General features: G+C 38.2%; 15 protein-coding genes, 1 pseudogene and 1 riboswitch. Of the genes and pseudogenes, 2 read left to right on the top strand and 14 right to left on the bottom strand.

Translation table 11 applies throughout. The features are described 5' to 3' along the window. Nucleotides 1-105: 105 nt before the first annotated feature. On the bottom strand, nucleotides 106-2,298 hold the full coding sequence (locus tag P9E47_RS15445; protein WP_326163926.1) for an AAA domain-containing protein: 2,193 nt from the start codon (nucleotides 2,296-2,298) through the stop codon (nucleotides 106-108). A gap of 76 nt (nucleotides 2,299-2,374) precedes the next feature. Between P9E47_RS15445 and P9E47_RS15440 the strand changes: the two are divergent. Beyond that, nucleotides 2,375-2,710: pseudogene (locus P9E47_RS15440) on the top strand (class I SAM-dependent methyltransferase); the annotation flags it as partial. Here the strand turns inward: P9E47_RS15440 and P9E47_RS15435 are convergent. The 3 genes from P9E47_RS15435 to P9E47_RS15425 form a co-directional block, all read right to left on the bottom strand. Then, on the bottom strand, nucleotides 2,668-3,336 hold the full coding sequence (locus P9E47_RS15435) for an NAD(P)-binding domain-containing protein (RefSeq protein ID WP_039957552.1): 669 nt from the start codon (nucleotides 3,334-3,336) through the stop codon (nucleotides 2,668-2,670). The pseudogene P9E47_RS15440 and the gene P9E47_RS15435 sit on opposite strands and share 43 nt — an antisense overlap. A 4-nt stretch (nucleotides 3,337-3,340) precedes the next feature. Next, nucleotides 3,341-5,611 carry an ATP-dependent DNA helicase gene (locus tag P9E47_RS15430; RefSeq protein ID WP_326164004.1) on the bottom strand — a complete coding sequence of 757 codons (2,271 nt, stop codon included), beginning with the start codon at nucleotides 5,609-5,611 and terminating at the stop codon, nucleotides 3,341-3,343. A gap of 138 nt (nucleotides 5,612-5,749) precedes the next feature. Next, nucleotides 5,750-6,034: a hypothetical protein gene (locus P9E47_RS15425; protein WP_003332053.1), complete on the bottom strand. Its 285-nt coding sequence runs from the start codon at nucleotides 6,032-6,034 to the stop codon at nucleotides 5,750-5,752. Nucleotides 6,035-6,367: 333 nt separating this feature from the next. Here P9E47_RS15425 and P9E47_RS15420 point away from each other — a divergent pair, with 333 nt between their 5' ends. Further along, nucleotides 6,368-6,742, top strand: coding sequence for a YkvA family protein (locus P9E47_RS15420; protein WP_003332054.1), 375 nt, complete (start codon nucleotides 6,368-6,370; stop codon nucleotides 6,740-6,742). A gap of 87 nt (nucleotides 6,743-6,829) precedes the next feature. Here P9E47_RS15420 and P9E47_RS15415 read toward each other — a convergent pair whose 3' ends face one another. The 10 genes from P9E47_RS15415 to P9E47_RS15370 form a co-directional block, all read right to left on the bottom strand. Then, nucleotides 6,830-7,117, bottom strand: a complete 288-nt coding sequence (locus tag P9E47_RS15415; protein WP_003332055.1) for a hypothetical protein — start codon at nucleotides 7,115-7,117, stop codon at nucleotides 6,830-6,832. Nucleotides 7,118-7,338: 221 nt separating this feature from the next. Then, nucleotides 7,339-8,049 (bottom strand): thiaminase II, encoded by a 711-nt coding sequence (gene tenA / locus P9E47_RS15410; RefSeq protein ID WP_326163925.1) that lies wholly within the window; start codon nucleotides 8,047-8,049, stop codon nucleotides 7,339-7,341. 165 nt (nucleotides 8,050-8,214) lie between these two features. Continuing rightward, nucleotides 8,215-8,314: riboswitch (TPP riboswitch) on the bottom strand. Nucleotides 8,315-8,587: 273 nt separating this feature from the next. After that, nucleotides 8,588-9,427: a TPM domain-containing protein gene (locus tag P9E47_RS15405; protein WP_326163923.1), complete on the bottom strand. Its 840-nt coding sequence runs from the start codon at nucleotides 9,425-9,427 to the stop codon at nucleotides 8,588-8,590. Next, nucleotides 9,421-10,509, bottom strand: coding sequence for a hypothetical protein (locus P9E47_RS15400; protein WP_326164003.1), 1,089 nt, complete (start codon nucleotides 10,507-10,509; stop codon nucleotides 9,421-9,423). The genes P9E47_RS15405 and P9E47_RS15400 overlap by 7 nt, the downstream gene beginning before the upstream one ends. A 39-nt stretch (nucleotides 10,510-10,548) precedes the next feature. Continuing rightward, entirely contained in the window at nucleotides 10,549-11,850 is a 1,302-nt protein-coding gene (locus P9E47_RS15395) for an SPFH domain-containing protein (protein WP_003332059.1), read from the bottom strand. An 85-nt stretch (nucleotides 11,851-11,935) separates the two neighbouring features. Continuing rightward, entirely contained in the window at nucleotides 11,936-13,081 is a 1,146-nt protein-coding gene (locus P9E47_RS15390) for a conserved virulence factor C family protein (protein WP_326163921.1), read from the bottom strand. A gap of 144 nt (nucleotides 13,082-13,225) precedes the next feature. Continuing rightward, nucleotides 13,226-14,686 (bottom strand): D-alanyl-D-alanine carboxypeptidase/D-alanyl-D-alanine endopeptidase, encoded by a 1,461-nt coding sequence (gene dacB / locus P9E47_RS15385; protein WP_326163919.1) that lies wholly within the window; start codon nucleotides 14,684-14,686, stop codon nucleotides 13,226-13,228. A gap of 127 nt (nucleotides 14,687-14,813) precedes the next feature. Beyond that, entirely contained in the window at nucleotides 14,814-15,683 is an 870-nt protein-coding gene (locus tag P9E47_RS15380; protein ID WP_003332063.1) for a dimethyl sulfoxide reductase anchor subunit family protein, read from the bottom strand. A 20-nt stretch (nucleotides 15,684-15,703) separates the two neighbouring features. Next, complete coding sequence (locus P9E47_RS15375) at nucleotides 15,704-16,246, bottom strand: 4Fe-4S dicluster domain-containing protein (RefSeq protein WP_326163917.1); 543 nt, start codon at nucleotides 16,244-16,246, stop codon at nucleotides 15,704-15,706. A 2-nt stretch (nucleotides 16,247-16,248) separates the two neighbouring features. Beyond that, entirely contained in the window at nucleotides 16,249-18,609 is a 2,361-nt protein-coding gene (locus tag P9E47_RS15370; RefSeq protein ID WP_003332065.1) for a molybdopterin-containing oxidoreductase family protein, read from the bottom strand. Nucleotides 18,610-18,621 lie beyond the last annotated feature (12 nt).

Raw genomic sequence — 18,621 nt, 5'->3', positions numbered from 1 at the left:
AAAATATTTGTTAAATACAATATATTTAACATTTATTAGGAGTGGACCTATAATTATGTATTCTCTGTCACAAAACGGGACACAGTTCCCGACCCCGTGACCCATCTAAATCTGTTTTAACAAGTATTCACAAACTTGGCTTGAACTTAGTCTTGCTGCTACATAAGGGGACTGAACCCCTCTGGCTCCTTCAAGTGGAAGTCCCAGCCACAAAACCTTCTCATCAATCATTACAAACGGAAACGGAAAGCGATCGGAAATAATAGTTAATTTTACTCGTTTTTCTTTATTTAGTAACTGCTTTTTCCATTCTTCCTGTAAGTTGGTTCCCATCGGCAAGGAGATAGTAATCGATGACTTTGCCGATTGCAGGTCCTGAAAAACCCCCTCCAATTTTCGTGCATGAATCCACCTTAACTTAGAGTGTTGGTTTCGAATCCATGAACCAATATCTTTTGTTGTAACCCCTTGTTTGTTCCGGACCTGATGGTCAACGAGTTGTCGTAGCGTTTTTCCTTGGTAAATGTGCTTTTCGATAAAATTTCTGTTACTGACGTGAATAAATTTCCCCTTCGTTCTAGTAATCGCTACATTAATCAGACGTTCACTGTCCTTGCCGATTAACAGCATACCTACCCGGTCTTGCGGGTCACAGTCTACTGTATCAAATATCATCACATCCCGTTCACTTCCCTGGAATCGGTGGACAGTGGCCGCAATAATATCCGCGTGGCTGCGCTCTTTCTCATAAATTTCTTCAAGAAGCAGTTCCATAAGATTCGCTTGGGCTCGGTATGGTGTCACATATCCAATCGATTTAGCTCCACTTGCGTATGCTTCATTCATTAATTGAAAAGACAGCAACAATTGCCAGAGGTTGAATCTGGAATTGGTGCTTTTATCATTCATACAATGCAAGCCTGTGAAACTGGTATCCAGCAGGACAGCAGCATGGTCTTTAAAAGGAGTTTGACTTACGATCTTATTTCTGCTTTTATTGACACTTTCGTGATCTCCAACCAGTGATTGGTAAATGTACCGATTTGTAAATTCAGAAATATCAGGGTGCATCCTCCTCTGTTCTTTTAGTAAAAAAAGCTGCGGGTGAAGCTTCCCTTCATGCAACCAATCCACCATCCCAGCATGATGGAATACATCCTCTTTTAGCCATTTGGCCACAAATATGTCCCTGCTCGAAGCAATCGGAGGCAATTGCTTGAAGTCCCCGCAAATAATAACTCGCTTTCCCAAAGCTCCTGCAAAAGCTACCTGTGGTACATAGGCCATACTTGCTTCATCAATGATGACGACGTCATATTCTCGTTCATAAACAGCACTGTCACTAGCCGCTTTTGCCAGTGTCGTTCCAATAATTAACGCATCTTTCACTAATTCAACTTCTTTTTCCCTTACTTTTTCCAGAACCCTTGCAATCTTTATCTCTAGTTCTAGCAAGTGATCCGAATCTCGTTTACTGAAGGAATAGGCTAAATCCTGCTTTAAGTGGCGCCTATCTTCCATTAGTCTATCTCTATCCTTGGCAAGGAGCGGGTCCTGCTTTTCAATAAGCAGATTTGTGGTAATCTCCTGATGGGTAGATAGAGTATCCCCGATGTTTCCACCATAGCGGAGCACATCCCCTTCTTGAAATCTTTTTTTCTTTTTAATAAAATCAGTAAGTTCACCCATCAATACATCGACAGCTTGATTGCTATGTGACAATATCAACACCTTTTTGTTCTGAATATATTTGTTAGCAGCTGTTCTAGCCAAGGTGTAGGTTTTCCCGGTACCCGGCGGTCCCCAGACAAATGTGACCGGATTATATTTGGACCGCAAAACTAGTTCATGGACATTACTTTTAATTTTTGCTACAGGATGCTTAGTTTCCATGGAAGGATTCATCAATCTTTTCACTCTAAGCCGCTTTTGTTTGCTTTTTTTGATTTCATCCAAGCGCTCTATTAATTGCTCCAACAGTTCCCAAGGGTCATGCAGAAGAAACGCATCCTGAATAAGATCGCCAAAGTTCTGTTCTATTGCCAGAATGACTCCCCTTCCCTCGGAGGAAAGCATTCTGCCAGTACTTTTCATCGTTCCCCACTCCAATTTTATAGAGGAACCAACTGGTATCTTTAATAAGAAAGCTGTATCAAAATAATAGCTATAAGTGCCGTCATTTGATAACAGCCTGCCATTTGTCACTGAATATCGGCTTCCGCCAAACTTTTTTAAGTAATTTATCTCTTGATGCAGTGCTTGCTGCCATTCTTTTATATAAGTTTTGGTTGTTGTCATTTGCTCCCTCTTATCTTTACTGCTTTCTATATTATTTAAATGTTCTCTCCTATTATAGTATAATAAAGCTGAGCACTTACCCTTTCCCAATAACCATTTTGATACAATTGTGATAACACTCGTTCTCTGCTCGGTTGATAATATGGAGCGAGTATTACAAGAATGCAAAAGAGTTCTTAAACCAAACGGAAAATTACTAGTTTTAGAGCATATAAAAATGGAACAGCCATTTTGTGCAGGATTACAGCATCTTTTAACACCAGCTTGGAAACATATTGCTAATGACTGCCATCTTAACAGGAATCCAGAGGTTTTAATAGAAGAATGTGGATTTAATATTATCTCAAGTAAAAAATACCTTAAAAATAGTCATCTTTTAAATGATTCCTTAACCTCATCAGCAACACTTTGAGCAAAATGACCGAGATCCTTCCTTTGGTAAGACTTAATTACTTCTGGTGTAATCGCTGAAAGAGCACGATTAATTAAAGATTGGTCATAATTTTTTAGTTTGAGCTCGTTCTCTAATTCTACTGCCGCTTTTATACCATAATAAGTAGCCAACTTGTTGATTTCATTGACAATTTCAGGGTCGCCCTTCCTAACCTCTCCGATTCTGGTAAATAGATCTACGATATCATCAGGAGATTGTTGTTCCGTAATGAAATAACCTTCTCCATTTTTGAAAAGGTCCACGGAATGCCCTACAAACTTCATACTAACAATTTGTAATTCAGGGAATTCTTTTTGGAGATCTGACGTTTTCAAGGCAGTTGCCATGTTTACGAAGGTAACTTGGGAATGATGATTTTGCTTAAGAAAGTCGGCTATCCTAGTTGCAGGCAAAGCCATAATAATCGTATTCGTATTGGGTAACCCTTTTATTGATACAGGGGTACCGTTCTTATAATTGGAAATAAAACCTTTTACCTTTTCCTCAGACGGATGAAAAACACCTATTTCTTCATTGGTCTGATCCCACTGTTTCATTAGGGAGCTACCTAGTCTTCCAATGCCAACCAACGTTATTCTTGTCATAATCTCATACACGCTCCTTCCATTCCTCCGGCAATAATTGCTGATATTGTTTTTGTAAAAAGCGGTCATCAATAAGGGCGATCGTTCCTCGGTCATTTTCTGAACGGATCAGTCTACCTCCTGCTTGCAGCACCTTATTTATACCGGGATAGACATATGCATAGTTGTAGCCATTTTTTCCCTGTTTGTCAAAATAATCCTTTATCAAGTTCACTTCAAAACAAAGCTGCGGCAATCCAACTCCCAAAACCACTACTCCGTTCAAACGGTTGCCTATTAAATCGATCCCCTCGGAAAAGATACCACCAAGGACCGCAAAACCCAACAATGTTTCCCCTTGATTAGGCTTAAAAGCTTCCAGAAACGCTTCTCTTTCCTCTTCGATCATCCCTGTACTTTGAAGAAGTGTATTGGTTTCCGGGTCCAATTCTTTAAACAGGTCATAGACTGTCATCATATACTGATAGGAAGGAAAAAAGATTAAATAATTACCCGGACGTTTTTCAAGCAGTGATTGGACAAACGATACAATGGCAGCCTTTGTGCGATCACGGTCCCGATAACGGGTTGACAATGGTTTGATGATGACCTCCGTTTGTTCCCTTGAAAATAGTGACGGTAGTGACTGTACATAATCCTCTTTTTGACCGCCAAGTATATCCCGATAATACGGCAGTGGAGAAAGTGTCGCTGAGAATAAGATTTTAGCACGATACCCCTTCCCCATCTGCTGAAGAAGCTTAGCTGGATTGATGCAAAACAATTTGATATATAGATCATTTTTTCCCTGCTCGCCGTAAATGATATAGGAATCATCAAGAAGTTCCGCAATTTTTAAAAAGTTTTTCACATTGAAATACGCATCCAAAAGGTCTTCAGAGAATTCTGTTTGTAGTCCCCCTTCACATGCTTTTACAAAAGAATAAAGCAGAGTCTTTAAATCAGAATCCAATGCATCCAGGACAAATTCACACATTCCTTCTTTCGACTTTTTCAAAGCAATGAACCAGGCATTGATTTGCTTAGCAAACTCAGAAACTAGGCTCCCTTTTTCCTTATAATCCTTTTTTAATTGAAGAAAAGTCCTTTTATTTAAAGAGGCGGAAAACATGTCCCGACCACGGTCAACCAAATTATGTGCCTCATCAATTAATAAAGCTGTATTCTTCTTTTGCTCTCCGAGTAAGCGTTTTAATGATACCCTTGGGTCAAAAATATAATTGTAGTCACAAATGACAGCATCCACTTCATAGGCAAGGTCAATCGAGAATTCAAATGGACAAACCCTATGCTTATGCGAATATTTCTCCAACACTTCACGGGTAATCGCTTTTTCATGGCTTAGAATATCTAGAATGGATTGATTAATCCTGTCGTAATACCCATTGGCGTACTCACAATAATCCTTTTGGCAAATCGTTTTATCCTTAAAGCAAACCTTATCTTTGGCCGTGATTGTAATACTTTTAAGATCTAATCCGCTGGATTGCATCCGGTTAACCGCATCCTCTGCCGCTGTCCGGGTAATCGTTTTTGCGGTAAGGTAAAAAATACGATTGAGGTGGCCCTCTCCGATTGCCTTAACGGCTGGAAACAGAGTAGATATTGTTTTACCGATACCAGTTGGAGCTTTTGTAAACAGGCTTTTTTCATCCAGGATCGTCTTATAGACCGCTCCCGCTAATTTCCGCTGACCCGGTCGGTAGCTATCAAACGGGAAATCTAAGGCTTTAATACTTTCATTCCTGCTGGTGCGATGCTTTTGCTGAAGACCAGCATATGGTGTGAAGCCTTCCACCATTTGATGAGCAAAATGCTCTAATTCGGAAAAAGTGAAGTTCTTTTTATAGATTATGCATTCTTCCGATTCAACATGGACATAGGTAAGTTGAGCAGCAATCTCCGTTAACCTCTGGTCCTTCGAATATATATACGCATACATTTTCGCTTGTGCCCAGTGAACTGGGTACCCTTCCTCAGGTAGTTGGCTGGGCGGGAGAGAATAAGACTTAATTTCGTCCACAATTACTTCATCATCATGAAACAAAAGCCCATCACATCGACCATCAATGATAAAGGTAAGACCGTTATAAGGTATTTCCGTATGCAAATAAACTTCGGCCCGATCCGTTTCTCGATAGGTTTTTTGGATTTTTTGGTGAATCCTTGTCCCTTCTAGTAAAGTAGGCTGGGAGAGAAAACGCGAATCGATACTACCGCCCCGGTATACATATTCAACAAGACCACGCACAGATATATGAACATCATTTAACATTAAATCACCAACTAGTTTGAAAATAAGAATATATGTTTCATCATATAAAAATAGTATACCAGAAATGGCATTAGGACAGAGCATAATATCTATTCATAAAAAATAAGCCAAAGATACCCTTGGCTTATTTTTTCTAGATTATTTGAAAATCTCTTTATGTTCTTGCTTTATAGTCTGAAGTGTATCCTCAATCGACATCTTCTCTTGATTAAGTTTGAAACTTCGAAGACTTCGTACGGAATCAGATTTACTATTAGCATAAAAAATATGTATAAGTTCCTCTGTTCCAGCATTCCATTCTTCTATATATTTATCCTTAATAAAGGCCTTAACTTTTTCGAATTTTTCATAAACCACAAAATAGTTCATTTTTGTTTCATTTACAAAATATTGTTTCGTATTAACTAAATTTTGAATAACCATTTTAATAACTCCTCATTATGAATTATTTTAGATAATAAATTAAAATGCCAAAGTGATTACGTATGATTTCTACAGATATGTATTTTCCGTCGACCTCTATATCAACCTCCTATTCATATATTCTAGTAAAGTTTATTTTTTGTAGAATTCTTATAAAATATCAATATGGTTAATTAAACCATAGGGCAATAGGAAATACAATAAAATACGTGCGTCAATAACAGACAAAACCTGTCGGGATTTTTCGACGTGTAATAACTTTTACCTTTTTGTTACCTTTATTTATTAAGATATATTATGATGTGAGTACTAGAAACTATTGGAGGAAACAACATGAAATTATTTGCATCCGAACATTTCTCTGATAAAAAATTTTGGCAAAAGTTAAAGGTTTTTGCTAAAAAAGCTGGTTCATCTGTTGTGTATATTGTATTGCTACTATACTTCACACTTCAAAAACCAGAGGTTCCAGTAAAGGCAAAGGCAACGATTATTGGAGCATTAGGGTATTTCATTCTTCCAATCGACTTAATTCCAGATGCTCTGATAGGAGTAGGGTATACCGATGATTTGAGTGCAGTTGGATTGGCATTAGTGCAAGTGGCAATATATATTGATGAGGATATTAAAAATAAAGCAAAAGCAAAATTACAAGAATGGTTTGGAGAAAGTGCAGATACATCCAAAATTGACTCAAAAATTGATTGATGGGGTTTTCCCCTGACAAAATAATGTCGAAGTGCCAGGCACTTCGACATTTAAGCTTCAATTTTAACCATAAAAATTTTATGTAAACTAGTTTTTACTTTCTAATACATAACCATATTTTTTATTGATCTTTTGGCTTACTTTATCTAAGAATTTATCAACGGGAAGCTTTTCAACATCTTTAGTATACCAAGCAAGCTTTGCATCTTTATCAAGCCCATCATATTTTACTTTTAATACCGAATATGTATTGGTTTCAAGGATATAATCAAAGTGTGTATATAATTCTTTTCCTTCAGGACACTCAAGAATTACCTTGTAAACGGGATTCTTTCCTTCTTTGTTGAATTTTACTTTTCTAATTTTAGTATTCATTATAATAATCCTCCTATTAAACATCTGTTGACCATAAGCTAAAGAGGATGCACGATAAGGAATTATATTGGTGCATCCTCTTTTTTACTGCATTATAACTATTCTATTTTTTCTTAAAAATTCTTATTTCTATACTAAGCATAACGTACCTAGGCGCTTCTTTCAATGATTAACCCTAGACAATCTGTAGTATTCTTACTATGTTCCCTATTATTCCCATTTCACATCGGTTTTATAAGCCTGCTTTGTGTATATAGTTTAACGGGCCATTCCTCTTGTTTCTCCGCCATATCCCAAAACATATATTCGAAGTAGCTTGTTTTAACTACAATCTCCTCCAGTTTAGCTAATTCTCGTTCTGGTTTTCCCTCCGCCATTTCGTTTATCAGATTCATACAATCCTCAGCTAATTCAGTAAATTCATCGGATGAATACATTTTTACCCATTCACCATAGAATTCATGATCGATTGCTCCCGGCCATGATGCTAGTTCTTTACCGATAAAGCTATAACTCCAAGCGCATGCAAGGACAGATGCGACTACATTTTCAATTCCTCCAAGTTGTGCTATGTTTAGCATGTAGCTTGTATAAGCTGTTGTTGTAGCGCCTGCCTCCGTTGCTTCCAGCTCATCATGAGAAATTCCGAATCGAGCGGCATATTGACGATGAAGTTCCATTTCCATATCCAACGTGCCATGAAGAAGTTTCGCGAATATAGTCATCGTTTTTAAGTCCTGTGCTTTAGCACTTCCCAAAGCAAAAAGTCGACAATATTCAATTAAGTAAACATAGTCCTGCTTCATATAATGCTTGAATTTATCCTTCTCTAACCAGCCCTCTCCAAGCCCTTTCACAAAAGGATGCTCCAAATATGACTTCCAAATCGGCTCTATTCGGTTCCATAATCGATCCGTAAATAAGTTCGTCAAAATATTATCCCCTTTCTATTTAAGACAGTTTCCGATATAACATTACTAAAATATTTGATGGAATGTTCTCACCTCTTTAACATTGGGAGCGATAAAATACAAAAACCCATCACTAGTTTAATAGAGATGGGTTAGGTAAACAGACATAATAGTCCACATAAAATGCCAGTTCCAGTTCCACTTCCCTACGCTAGTGTTACCTAGATCAGGTTCAAAGGGTCGATCATATCTCTCTCAGCATTTTCATGCTCCCCTAGTCGAATTATTAATTATTTGATTTCTATATATTAGTATAGGCATAGTTTACGAGAAATAGCAATTTATAGGAATCACTTATCATTTATTCACATTGTTTCCCATTTTTCACACCTAACTCGATTCTTGGAAATCATTTTTCGCTTTCATGCAGATAATTTCAAATTATCTTGCATCAAACGAGGCTTGAACTCCATTTGGTGCGGATAAAAGCAAATTATCCGTCATCGAACGGCCCTAGTTTCAGAAACCATTCACTCAGATCGATTCTCACTATCTGCCGTTAAAACTTCCTTCCGCCACCACCGGATCGACCGCCACCAGAACCAAAAGAGGATCCCGAACTTCCACCGCTGCCTGTATTCCTTTGTATTTTTTGTTGGGTCACCATTGTACGAACGTATTGATCTTCCGTATTCGTAACAACAAAGGAGTTATTTTCTAAATATGTTCTTGCATTGACTGTTGAGCGGCCACGATTATTCATAGCCATAATACCAACTGTAACAGCACCTAGCCCAATGGATATAAGTAAATAAAGGGTGAGTTCTTTTATCAACTCCGAATCACTTGTTGTATGAACAGTTTCAACCGTTGTGCTAGGAATTTGGCTTGTTGATGGCCCGTTTCCCGCACTAATAGGTAGTCCCTCATGCATTACTTTTTCCACTTCATCTAAAAAAACATCCGCACTTTCACTATATTTTCCTTCACCCAAATATGGATAAAACTCATCAAGCGTTGCTTCAATTGTCGCATCTGGAAAATAATCCACGATTCGGTCTCTTGTAAAAATATAAACTTCACGGCTATCCATATTAAGAAGATACAAAATACCGTCAGACGTTCCCGCAAATCCAAAACCATGTTCCTTGTAGAAATCATCTGCAAATTGTCTTGATGATTTTCCTTCATCATCATTGATTGTAACAATGATAATATCCATCTCTAATTGCTCACTAAGCAAGGTTGCCTTTTCTTGCAGCTGTTCTTTTTGAATATCGGTGAACAAACTAGCAAAATCGTAAACTTTGTTTTCCGTAGCGAATACACTGGTTCCTACTATTAAAATTATTAGCATGATAACCGGTATTATAAGGAGCGACCTTTTTAAAATCACCATAGGAAAAGCCCCCCTAACGAAAGAACGGCAAAAGTAGCACCTGATATCATGCCAAACCATGATGCAGCTCTTCCCATACTAATCGGCAAGCGCCCAGCAATTTTTCCTGTCTGTCCATTCATCGCAAAAAGATAGGTCTTCCCTTTAAATTGGTACGTAAATACCCAAACCGGCAATAAAACATACGTTGCATCGACCTCTTTTAACTGAACATTTGAATGCTGTATACGTACGGAGCTATAACCCTGAATCGTTTCACGAAGTAATGAACCCATATTTTTTCGGATAACATCGGAAACTCTACCGTATACATCGTTTTGGTCCATATCATATTTTTCTGCTAAATAACCAGATAAATAGGACATTGAAAAATCAGTTAAATCCTGATAATCGTAGGGTTCTAGAATGGTCATGAGTTCATCATCCATTTTTTTCGATCCATCCGCTGGTACAGCTTTAAAACCGGCCTTGCCCTCTCTTTTGACATGATAAAATCTGGTTTCCGTATATCGGGTATCGCCCCTAGTGTAAACCCGGACCTTCGTTGCTTCACCAGCAACTTCCCCATTGGAATTACAATCAAATAGCCAAAATGGAACATAAATCCCTGTTAACTTCTCAAGCTGTGAGGTGGATGTAAAATATTTAGGCAGAAGCGGTTTTCTTTTACACCAGTTGACAAATCGTTCTGTGGCTTTCTCACGATCTAACTTAAACGGAATGACTTTCTTTGGTCTAAATTCACCTTCCAAACGCCTAGGAATGATGGTCGGGTTATGGCAATAATAACAAAAGGTTGCCGCTGTTGTGTCATCCGTCACGATTTCCGCCCCACAACTATTACAAATAAACCCGACCGCTTTTTCTTCAAATTCTTGATCGAGCTGTTTCTTTTCCTGTAGGGACTCGCCACTCATCGTAGACTCATAGTTCGATTGCTCATTATTAATAAAAGCCTTAACTTCCTGTTCGGTAAATTCACTTAAACAATAATCACATATCCAGTTTTGTGTATCTGCCTTAAAGACAAGAGGCCCACCGCAATTAATACACTTGTAAACAACTACTTCCAAGCTGACCACCTCATTCATTGTTGGTTTAGCAAATGTAGGGTTTCATCGTTAAAACTTATTTCCGCATTCAGGACAGAATTTCACGGTTTCATTAGAAAATAGTGTAAATCCACAACTCTTACATTTTAATTTGCCATCATCATCAGGTCGTTTCCTACCGCAGTTTGCACAAAACTTCCCATGATTCTGATGCCCACATTGACAGTTCCAAGTTTCTTGCTCTGGTGTTTGCTTTGGTGAACCACATTCTGAACAGAAACGGCCCGTGTTACTATGTCCGCACTTACACTTCCACTGTTCAGATGGAGCACTTACAGGCTGTTGTTTTTGTAGGTTTTGTTGTGCTTGTTGTTGCATTTGGTATCTATTTGCTTCTGAGGCCGCTCCCATAAAACCGCCTGCACCTTGCATACCCATACCAATACCTAAGAATCCTTGCATAGCCCCACCTTCATTTGAACCAGCAGCTTCTAATCCCCTCGCTATCGCGCCTTGTACAAAGCCTTCTCTTACTGTTGGGTCTTGCAGCATAGCACCTTGGTTTCTCATATTGATAAGCTTTTGAGATTGTTCATCATAAGAAATGCTATTGATTCCGACTGACTCAACTTGCATCCCACGCATCCGTGTCCAGTCCTCGTCTAATATGGTTGACATGTATTTTGCCAGTTCCATTCCCTTAGAAGGAACAAATGAAATTCGAATGCCGTTGCTTGACATTTGATTAATAGCTGTTTGCAGCGCATTCATAAATTCAGACAGATACTGTTCATTGATTTCGGTTATATCAACAATGGATTTATTTCGTGGAATTGCTTCCACAAAAAATTTAAGTGGGTCCACAATTTTTATCGAGTACGTTCCGTGCGTTCTCAAAAATAATTCAGCATTATAAAAATTATCAAAGTAATTAATTGGATTTCGAGTACCAAACTTGATCCCTTTGATCTCCTGAAGATTTATAAAATAAACTTTTTGGGCAGAAGATGGCACTCCGCCAAATTTTATTCTGTTAAACGTTTCATATAACGCTTCTCCAAATTCACCATTAAACAATGACGGCATCGAAGAATTTTCAACTTTGTAATACCCTTCCTCGGCAGTATAATCAATAATTTTTCCGCCATCCACCAACATCATAAATTGATTTGGGTAAACATGAATAATGGAGCCGTTAGAAACTGTTGTGTCTGTGCCTTTGAAATTACTGTTCCTTTTATCCTTTGCTCTAACTTTAACACCTACTGACATAACTGTTGTATCACTCATAGCCTGAGGCTCGATAACTTCCAACCATTGATCCGCTAGACCGCCTCTTACAGCATCTAAAGTAGCTTTAATAATCCCCATAATATCCCCTCCACAATTGCAGGTTAATTTTTTAACAACTTTCCTTTAAGTATAACATTGGGACAGAGGGTCGGGAACTCCGGCTCTAATTATCTTCTTTATTCCGGCTTTCCGTCATTTGTCTCCACACAGAGCCTTCTGCTGCTCTTCCACCTTCAATCCGTTCAAGAGCTATTTTTACTTGCATAGCCACTTCAAATTCAGGATCATTTTCAGCCTCACGTAATGCCTCGATTGCAGTTTCATCTCCCACTTCATACAGGAACATGGCTGCTCTCCAACGCACGAGCTTATTTTTATCCTTTAGTGCATGAATCATTGTCGGGATTGCTTTTGGATTCCCAATATCAGATAAACAGTCTCCTGCTGTTCTTCTTACTGTAACCGAAGAATCATTTACAACAGCATCCTCTAAATAAGGAAGTACTTTTTCCGATTCAATCATACCAAAATACACGACAGCCAGTCTGCGGATAGAAGCTTTTTCATCCTTTAATGCCTTCTTTAAAAGCGGAATATCCTTTTCTTCAGGGTCTAGTTGTTCTAAAAGAGCATACCGTTTTTTCCAATCCAGTACATCCAGCATTTCTGGGGTTATTTCCATTTTCACTTTTGTTTTAAGTTGTGTTTCTATCGCTTCCACCGTTGAATTTTTGGCTTGATTAAAAATATTTTCTAAGCGGTCATCAGGATACGCGGCTAAGAGTTCCTCCACAACCTGTTCTCCGATTTCTTCAAAAGTTCCATAGCGAATCCCTTGCTCTACCCACTTTCTTTCCATCACAATATTTTCTGTTGTAGCCGCATCCACCGCAGCTTTTTTAAATTTGTCCGGCATCCCAAATCGTCTTTCCTCTTGTCCATCTAATAATTTGACTTGTATTGGAATACCTTTGAAAAATTGTACTAGAACCTTTATTTCTCCAAATGCTACATTTGTTTTTTCAACCATCTCTTCATTTGGTTTTTCTGCTTTTTCTCCAAAAATTCCTCTTACTTGTTGTAATATAGGCTGCCATTCGTACCGTGGATTTCTTTCAACAGCTAGAAAATCCGTAACCTGAAAGATTGATGTAATACCCTCAACCTTTAACATTTCCCTAATTTGTTCAGGAGCTTGATTCATATTTTCTTTTGTAAAATTATAACGTTTTCCCTCTTGAAGCTTTTGGTCTAATATTATTTTCATTGAATTCGGACTTGGAGTTGGCTCAATTGACTTTATATTCATTTAATTATCTCCTTCAGAGTGTGTTTACATTATTTGTGTAGTGTTTAATCAAAAATATATCATAATCTCTGTGTCTCCTCATGTAATACGCGTTGAAACAAGTGAAAAACAAAAACAGGAGAACCGACCGCCTCTCCTGTTTCTTTAATAATTTGCTATTATTTCAACAATTTTGTCCTCAATTACTTTCCCGTTATCATCCTCAAGAAGATTATTTATAAGAATGGAAAAAATAAGCGTTTCCCCTTTTTTTGTTTCGACATAACCGGATAAGGAAGAAACAGTAGTAATAGTGCCTGTTTTTGCTTTAACATTTAAGGTTTGCATTCTTTTTCTCAAGGTTCCACCTACCATCTTGTCACTAATACCGGCAACTGGCAATGAATCCAAAAATGCAGGAAACCATTTTTGCTGTTGCGTATGAAACAAAAGCATGGAAATTTCATTAGCTGGGACTAAATTCACATGTGAAATTCCTGAACCGTCCCTAATTACTAAATTTTTAGGATTCACTCCTAAATTCGGAAGTTCCTCATATAATACTTCAACTCCTTTTTCCCAACTGCCCTCTCCTTTCTTTACCTTCCCCATTTCCTTCACTAAAACTTCAGCGTGTCCGTTATTACTTAGTTTCATAAATGGTACAAGAAGTTCAGACAAGGGGATGGATTGATGACTAGTAAGAACATCAGCATCATGGGGTGTTTCACCAACTCTATAATCTCCCATAAGTTTAATCCCTTGTTTCTTTAATTCTTGTTGAAAAAGATCAAGAACAAAATGCGTTGGCTCCCAGACGGCTATCCATTCCTTTTTAGTCTTCGCACCAATAGGAATAAACCCCTTCACGATGATCATATTTGTTCCATGTTCTCGATCAATCGACAGCTCCGTTTTCCCATCTGGTGCAATAGTCATGGTTTGATTGATGACTTTTACATAGTTTGTTTTAGGTGATAGTAGAATTTGCGCAGATTCCCCAATCCTTTTTCCTGGAGTTACCTTAACCTGGATCGTACCAGAATCATATTCTTTATTCGGTGAAATTGTGAGCGCAGAAACTTGAGAACCATAGTAAGCATATTCATCACTCCATACTAAATCAGGGGGCAAACGAACATCATCATACCAGCTGTCATCAGCTATAAGGTCCCCATCAATAACAGTGATACCCGAACTGGCAACTTTCTTTGCCAATTGGGTAAGATCCTCTATTAATAGTGTTGGGTCTCCATAGCCTTTAAGATATAGATTTCCTTTAAGTGTACTTCCGTCTCGCTTACCTTTTGTTCTGACTTCAGTTTTAAACCGATAGCCTTCTCCTAAAGCCGATAAGGCAGTTGCCGCAGTTAGGTTCTTCATATTTGAAGCTGGCCTCATACGGGTATCCCCATTGTGCTCAAATATAATTTCACCGGTATTTGCAGATCGGATACTAATTCCTACAAGCCCTCCTTTTAAAGTTGGCTCATGCTGTAAAAACTGATCAAGCTCTGCATTCATCGTTTGTTCCAGATCATTAGCTTTTGAGTTTGAATAAGATAGAAAAAAGGCTACTAAAATCAGAATAACCAATATATGTAAACGTTTCTTTAAAATCTTCAATTCATTCCACTTCCAGAATCTTTTTAGTAACAAGTATTGCCATTTAAACTGTTTCCAAGACAATATATTTCCCTAAAAGTAATAGACTAAGCCTTTGAAATAAGGCTTAGTCTATTCAGGCTGATTCTTAAAACCACGGATATTGTTTCATAACTGAGTAGTAGAACATCGCTCTACCAGATAACTCTCCTATTAATACAAAACACGCTGCCATTAAAACGTAGTTTACAATATCCACCTTTTTCGCGACAACAAAATAAATAATTAACGTTGCCGGAACTAATAAACTACTTATAATACGAATCCAGAATAAAACTGAAGATACCGAGACAGCGGCAACTGCTGTGGTTTCACTGGTATTACCTGATGCCATGAAAGAACTTCCAATCGTTACAACTAAGGCCACTACAATTAGCCCAAGATAACTTCCTAAAACTTTGGTTACATTCTCCCCCATACCGTTTTCATCGTTTTTTCCTTTAAGTGCGAAATAGGAAACTGTTAGGGCTCCAAGGAGTAATCCCGTTAGCAAAAAGTTGGCAAAGGTTGTCCAATTATTCCATGCTGGGTGCAACGTCATTGAAAAATAAACCATTCCAGAAACGACCACTGTTATAATTCCCATGACCGCAGTTAGTGTGCCAATTCCCTTCCTTAAATTTGCCTTATCCGACATTTTCCACCAGATATATGTTGATAGTAGTAATAATGCATTGAATAAGATTACTGTTATAATCTCTCTACTTAACCAAGAGTGTGAGGATCCAAGAAGACTTGTATAGCTTTTTAATGGATTTCCTAAGTGAAACACTGAAGCAATGGTTCCGATAACTGAAACCGTAAAGGCTATATACATCGATTTTTTTAAAGACGTTTTTCCAATTGTCTCCATAAATTTGGGCTTTAAGAACTCAAGTAAAACCATTGCTATTACAATTCCTGCTGCCCATTGAATAAAAACAGTGAATACCACTAAAGGAATTTCATATGCATCCATTTTTTTGCCCTCCTTTTCTACTAATTTGCCGCAATAATTACAACATTTGGTTTGCTTATTTTATGAGATGGCAAATTATACTGCCTCTCAATTACGTCAATATCATTACCATACTCAGCACGAATCTCCTCAATATCACCAAACTTCAAAACATTACCTGGACAAAGCTCCACACATTTTGGCTTAAGTCCTTGATCGACTAAATCTACGCACATATCACATTTACTTACTTTTTTTTCAACAGGGTCGTATTGCGGCGCAGAATAAGGGCATGCCATGACACAGGATCTACATCCAAGGCATCGTTCATGATCTTGAATGACAATTCCGTCGTCCCTTTTTGTATAGGCTGAAACAGGGCACACCTTTAAACATTGCGGCTCATCACAATGATTGCAGGACATTGAAAGGAAATTTATTGTATTTGGATTCTCTGTTCTAAGTTCCCTTACCCTCCTCCATTGCACCCCTTTAGCAGTCTGATTTTCTGATTTACAAACAACCGCACATGTTTTACATCCATAACAATCCTGTAGATTAATAACAAAACCATATTGTGTCATATTTAACCCTCCTTCCTTACCTCAACAAGAGAATTATTACATGTTTGCCCCGTTCCAAGTGGTTCAACCTTATCATTTGTAACATGGCTACTGCTTCCGCCTTGCTGCTCCCACCATCCATTTTGCAAACCTATGATTCCTTCTTTTATATGACTAGTTACAACTGCAACGACACGGTGTTCCCCTCTATCATTATAGACAACTGCTTTATCGCCATTTTTGATTCCTCGTTTTTTAGCATCATTCGGATGAATTAGTGTTTCCGGTTGACTTTGATGTACTTCATTTAACCATGGCAGTGTGCTAAAACTGGAATGAATACTTCTAGGCATTTTATACTGAACAGCCATCAGCGGATATTTTTCCACTAATTTATTATCCTTATTTTTAATACACTCATCGGCCCTAATATAGGTGACGATTGGACTATAGCCCTTAGCCTCCCAATCTTCAACGAAAAAGTGTGCCTTTCCTGTTGACGTACGGAATTGGCCATCTTTAAAAGGAACTGATGGGGTTGGCACTGGCTTAACCGGTCCTTTCCTTAATTGCTCAATTGTAATTCCTGTTCCTACTAAGCAATTTTGAATAAGCTCTTCTATCGGTTTATCAAAAGCTTCTCCAAAACCGAATCTCTTAGCTAACTGTGTGAAAATCCAATAATCAGGCTTTGCCTCTCCTGGTGGCTCTACCGCCTTTTCCATTAATTGAATGTAGTGGCTACGAATACCTGCCATCAAACTCGTATCCTCAAAGATAGTCGTAACTGGTAAAACTAAATCTGCATAAAGAGCTGTTGATGTCATCAAATTATCAGCAACTACGACAAATGGAACCTTTTCTAGAGCTTTCCGTACCATATTTGTATTGGGTATTTGTGTCATTGGACTTGTTGTCATAATATACCAAAAACCTATTTCTGTTGGATCACTATTAAAAACAGATTCTCCTATTTTGGCAACTGGTATATTCTTTATTTCCGCTGTCGGTTTTGGTGCATCAACAGGAGAATTTATTTTTACAAATTGGGTTACTCCGCCAGCGTCACAGACGCCAGTACCTGGTTTTCCAATGTTTCCTGTAATCAAGGCCAGATAAAATTGACTTGCTGCTACATAAGTACCGTACTCTGTCCTTTGTGCACCAGACATATTTTGGATAATCATAGCAGGTTTATTCATTGCATACTCACGTGCTAAACGTATAATGGTACCTTTTGGAATCTCTGTTTCTTTTTCCGTCTTTTCCGTCGTCCACTGTGCAGCCTCTTCTTTTATTAAATCAAATACTGTTTTATATCCATTAGGAAGCTCTGTTTCATCTTTGCTTAAAGCTGGCTTAACCCCACTGACATCATGTCGCACAAGTGCATTTCGTTCCGTATCATACACAAGATATGAATCTGGATCCTCTGAATTTTCGCGAACCAGACCTCCTTTTTCATCTACCAAATAGACCGCACCAGTATGGTTAATTAGGAAAGGACGATCAATTAAGTTTTCCTGAATCATAATATTTACCATTCCTAATGCAAGAGCGGTGTCTGTACTTGGAACGATCGGGATCCATTCATCTGCTCTAGCAGCCGTTTCACTAAAACGTGGATCGATCACAATAAGCCTTGCACCACTTTTCATTGCTTCTTCATATTCTTTAAAATAAGCCTGCATTGTTACAGCAGGATTGTTTCCCCAACAAATAATGTACTTACTGTCACGAATCGTATCACGAGTATCAACGTAACGAAATCCCACCATCGGGTTCATCGCAGCAGCCACTGCCGAACAGCATAGCGAACCTTCAGGACGCGTAGCTCCACCGAGAAAATTAAAAAATGCGCCGGCTATAGAATTTTTAATCGCATCCATATTTCCCGAAGCTGTCTCCAACAGCAAGCCTTTATTACCGATTGTTTTCATCGTTTCCTTTATTTTATCCTCGATTAAGCTTAAAGCTTCCTCCCATGAAATCTCTTTAAATTCGCCTGAACCTTTTTTCCCGGTTCTTAATAAGGGCATTTTTAACCGATCAGGATTATTTACCCACTGTGAGCGGCTAACGCCCCGCAGACAGCCTTTCACATTAAAATCTTCACTGGCTTCTACCTTTATTAACTTACCATCCTTAACAAACGCCGTTAAATTGCAATGCAAGCATTCCATTGAACAACTTGAACGGAATGTTTCAAAACTTTCAATTTCAGCACCAAAAGCTTTTGCTTGATCATCAAACGCATCTTTAATAAGCTGATAGCTTCCACCACCGATAGCAGTAGCAACACCCACTGTACCAGTTGCTTTTAATAACGTTCTTCTTGTCATTTTTTTGTTTAATAGATTTTCATGATCATTGTCCATATTCATGCATGTTCACTC

It is taken from the genome of Schinkia azotoformans (assembly GCF_035811335.1).
GTDB classification, from domain to species: Bacteria; Bacillota; Bacilli; order Bacillales; family Bacillaceae_J; genus Schinkia; species Schinkia azotoformans.
This window is presented reverse-complemented; position numbering and strand designations above follow the sequence as displayed.

What these genes read in the sequence shown, in the direction of transcription:
- P9E47_RS15420 (WP_003332054.1), top strand. Translation starts at nt 6,368, where the DNA reads ATGAAATTATTTGCATCCGAACATTTCTCTGATAAAAAATTTTGGCAA.
- P9E47_RS15435 (WP_039957552.1), bottom strand. Translation starts at nt 3,336, where the DNA reads ATGACAAGAATAACGTTGGTTGGCATTGGAAGACTAGGTAGCTCCCTA.
- P9E47_RS15415 (WP_003332055.1), bottom strand. Translation starts at nt 7,117, where the DNA reads ATGAATACTAAAATTAGAAAAGTAAAATTCAACAAAGAAGGAAAGAAT.
- P9E47_RS15380 (WP_003332063.1), bottom strand. Translation starts at nt 15,683, where the DNA reads ATGGATGCATATGAAATTCCTTTAGTGGTATTCACTGTTTTTATTCAA.
- P9E47_RS15445 (WP_326163926.1), bottom strand. Translation starts at nt 2,298, where the DNA reads ATGACAACAACCAAAACTTATATAAAAGAATGGCAGCAAGCACTGCAT.
- P9E47_RS15390 (WP_326163921.1), bottom strand. Translation starts at nt 13,081, where the DNA reads ATGAATATAAAGTCAATTGAGCCAACTCCAAGTCCGAATTCAATGAAA.
- P9E47_RS15430 (WP_326164004.1), bottom strand. Translation starts at nt 5,611, where the DNA reads ATGTTAAATGATGTTCATATATCTGTGCGTGGTCTTGTTGAATATGTA.
- P9E47_RS15395 (WP_003332059.1), bottom strand. Translation starts at nt 11,850, where the DNA reads ATGGGGATTATTAAAGCTACTTTAGATGCTGTAAGAGGCGGTCTAGCG.
- P9E47_RS15405 (WP_326163923.1), bottom strand. Translation starts at nt 9,427, where the DNA reads ATGGTGATTTTAAAAAGGTCGCTCCTTATAATACCGGTTATCATGCTA.
- P9E47_RS15425 (WP_003332053.1), bottom strand. Translation starts at nt 6,034, where the DNA reads ATGGTTATTCAAAATTTAGTTAATACGAAACAATATTTTGTAAATGAA.
- P9E47_RS15370 (WP_003332065.1), bottom strand. Translation starts at nt 18,609, where the DNA reads ATGAATATGGACAATGATCATGAAAATCTATTAAACAAAAAAATGACA.
- P9E47_RS15375 (WP_326163917.1), bottom strand. Translation starts at nt 16,246, where the DNA reads ATGACACAATATGGTTTTGTTATTAATCTACAGGATTGTTATGGATGT.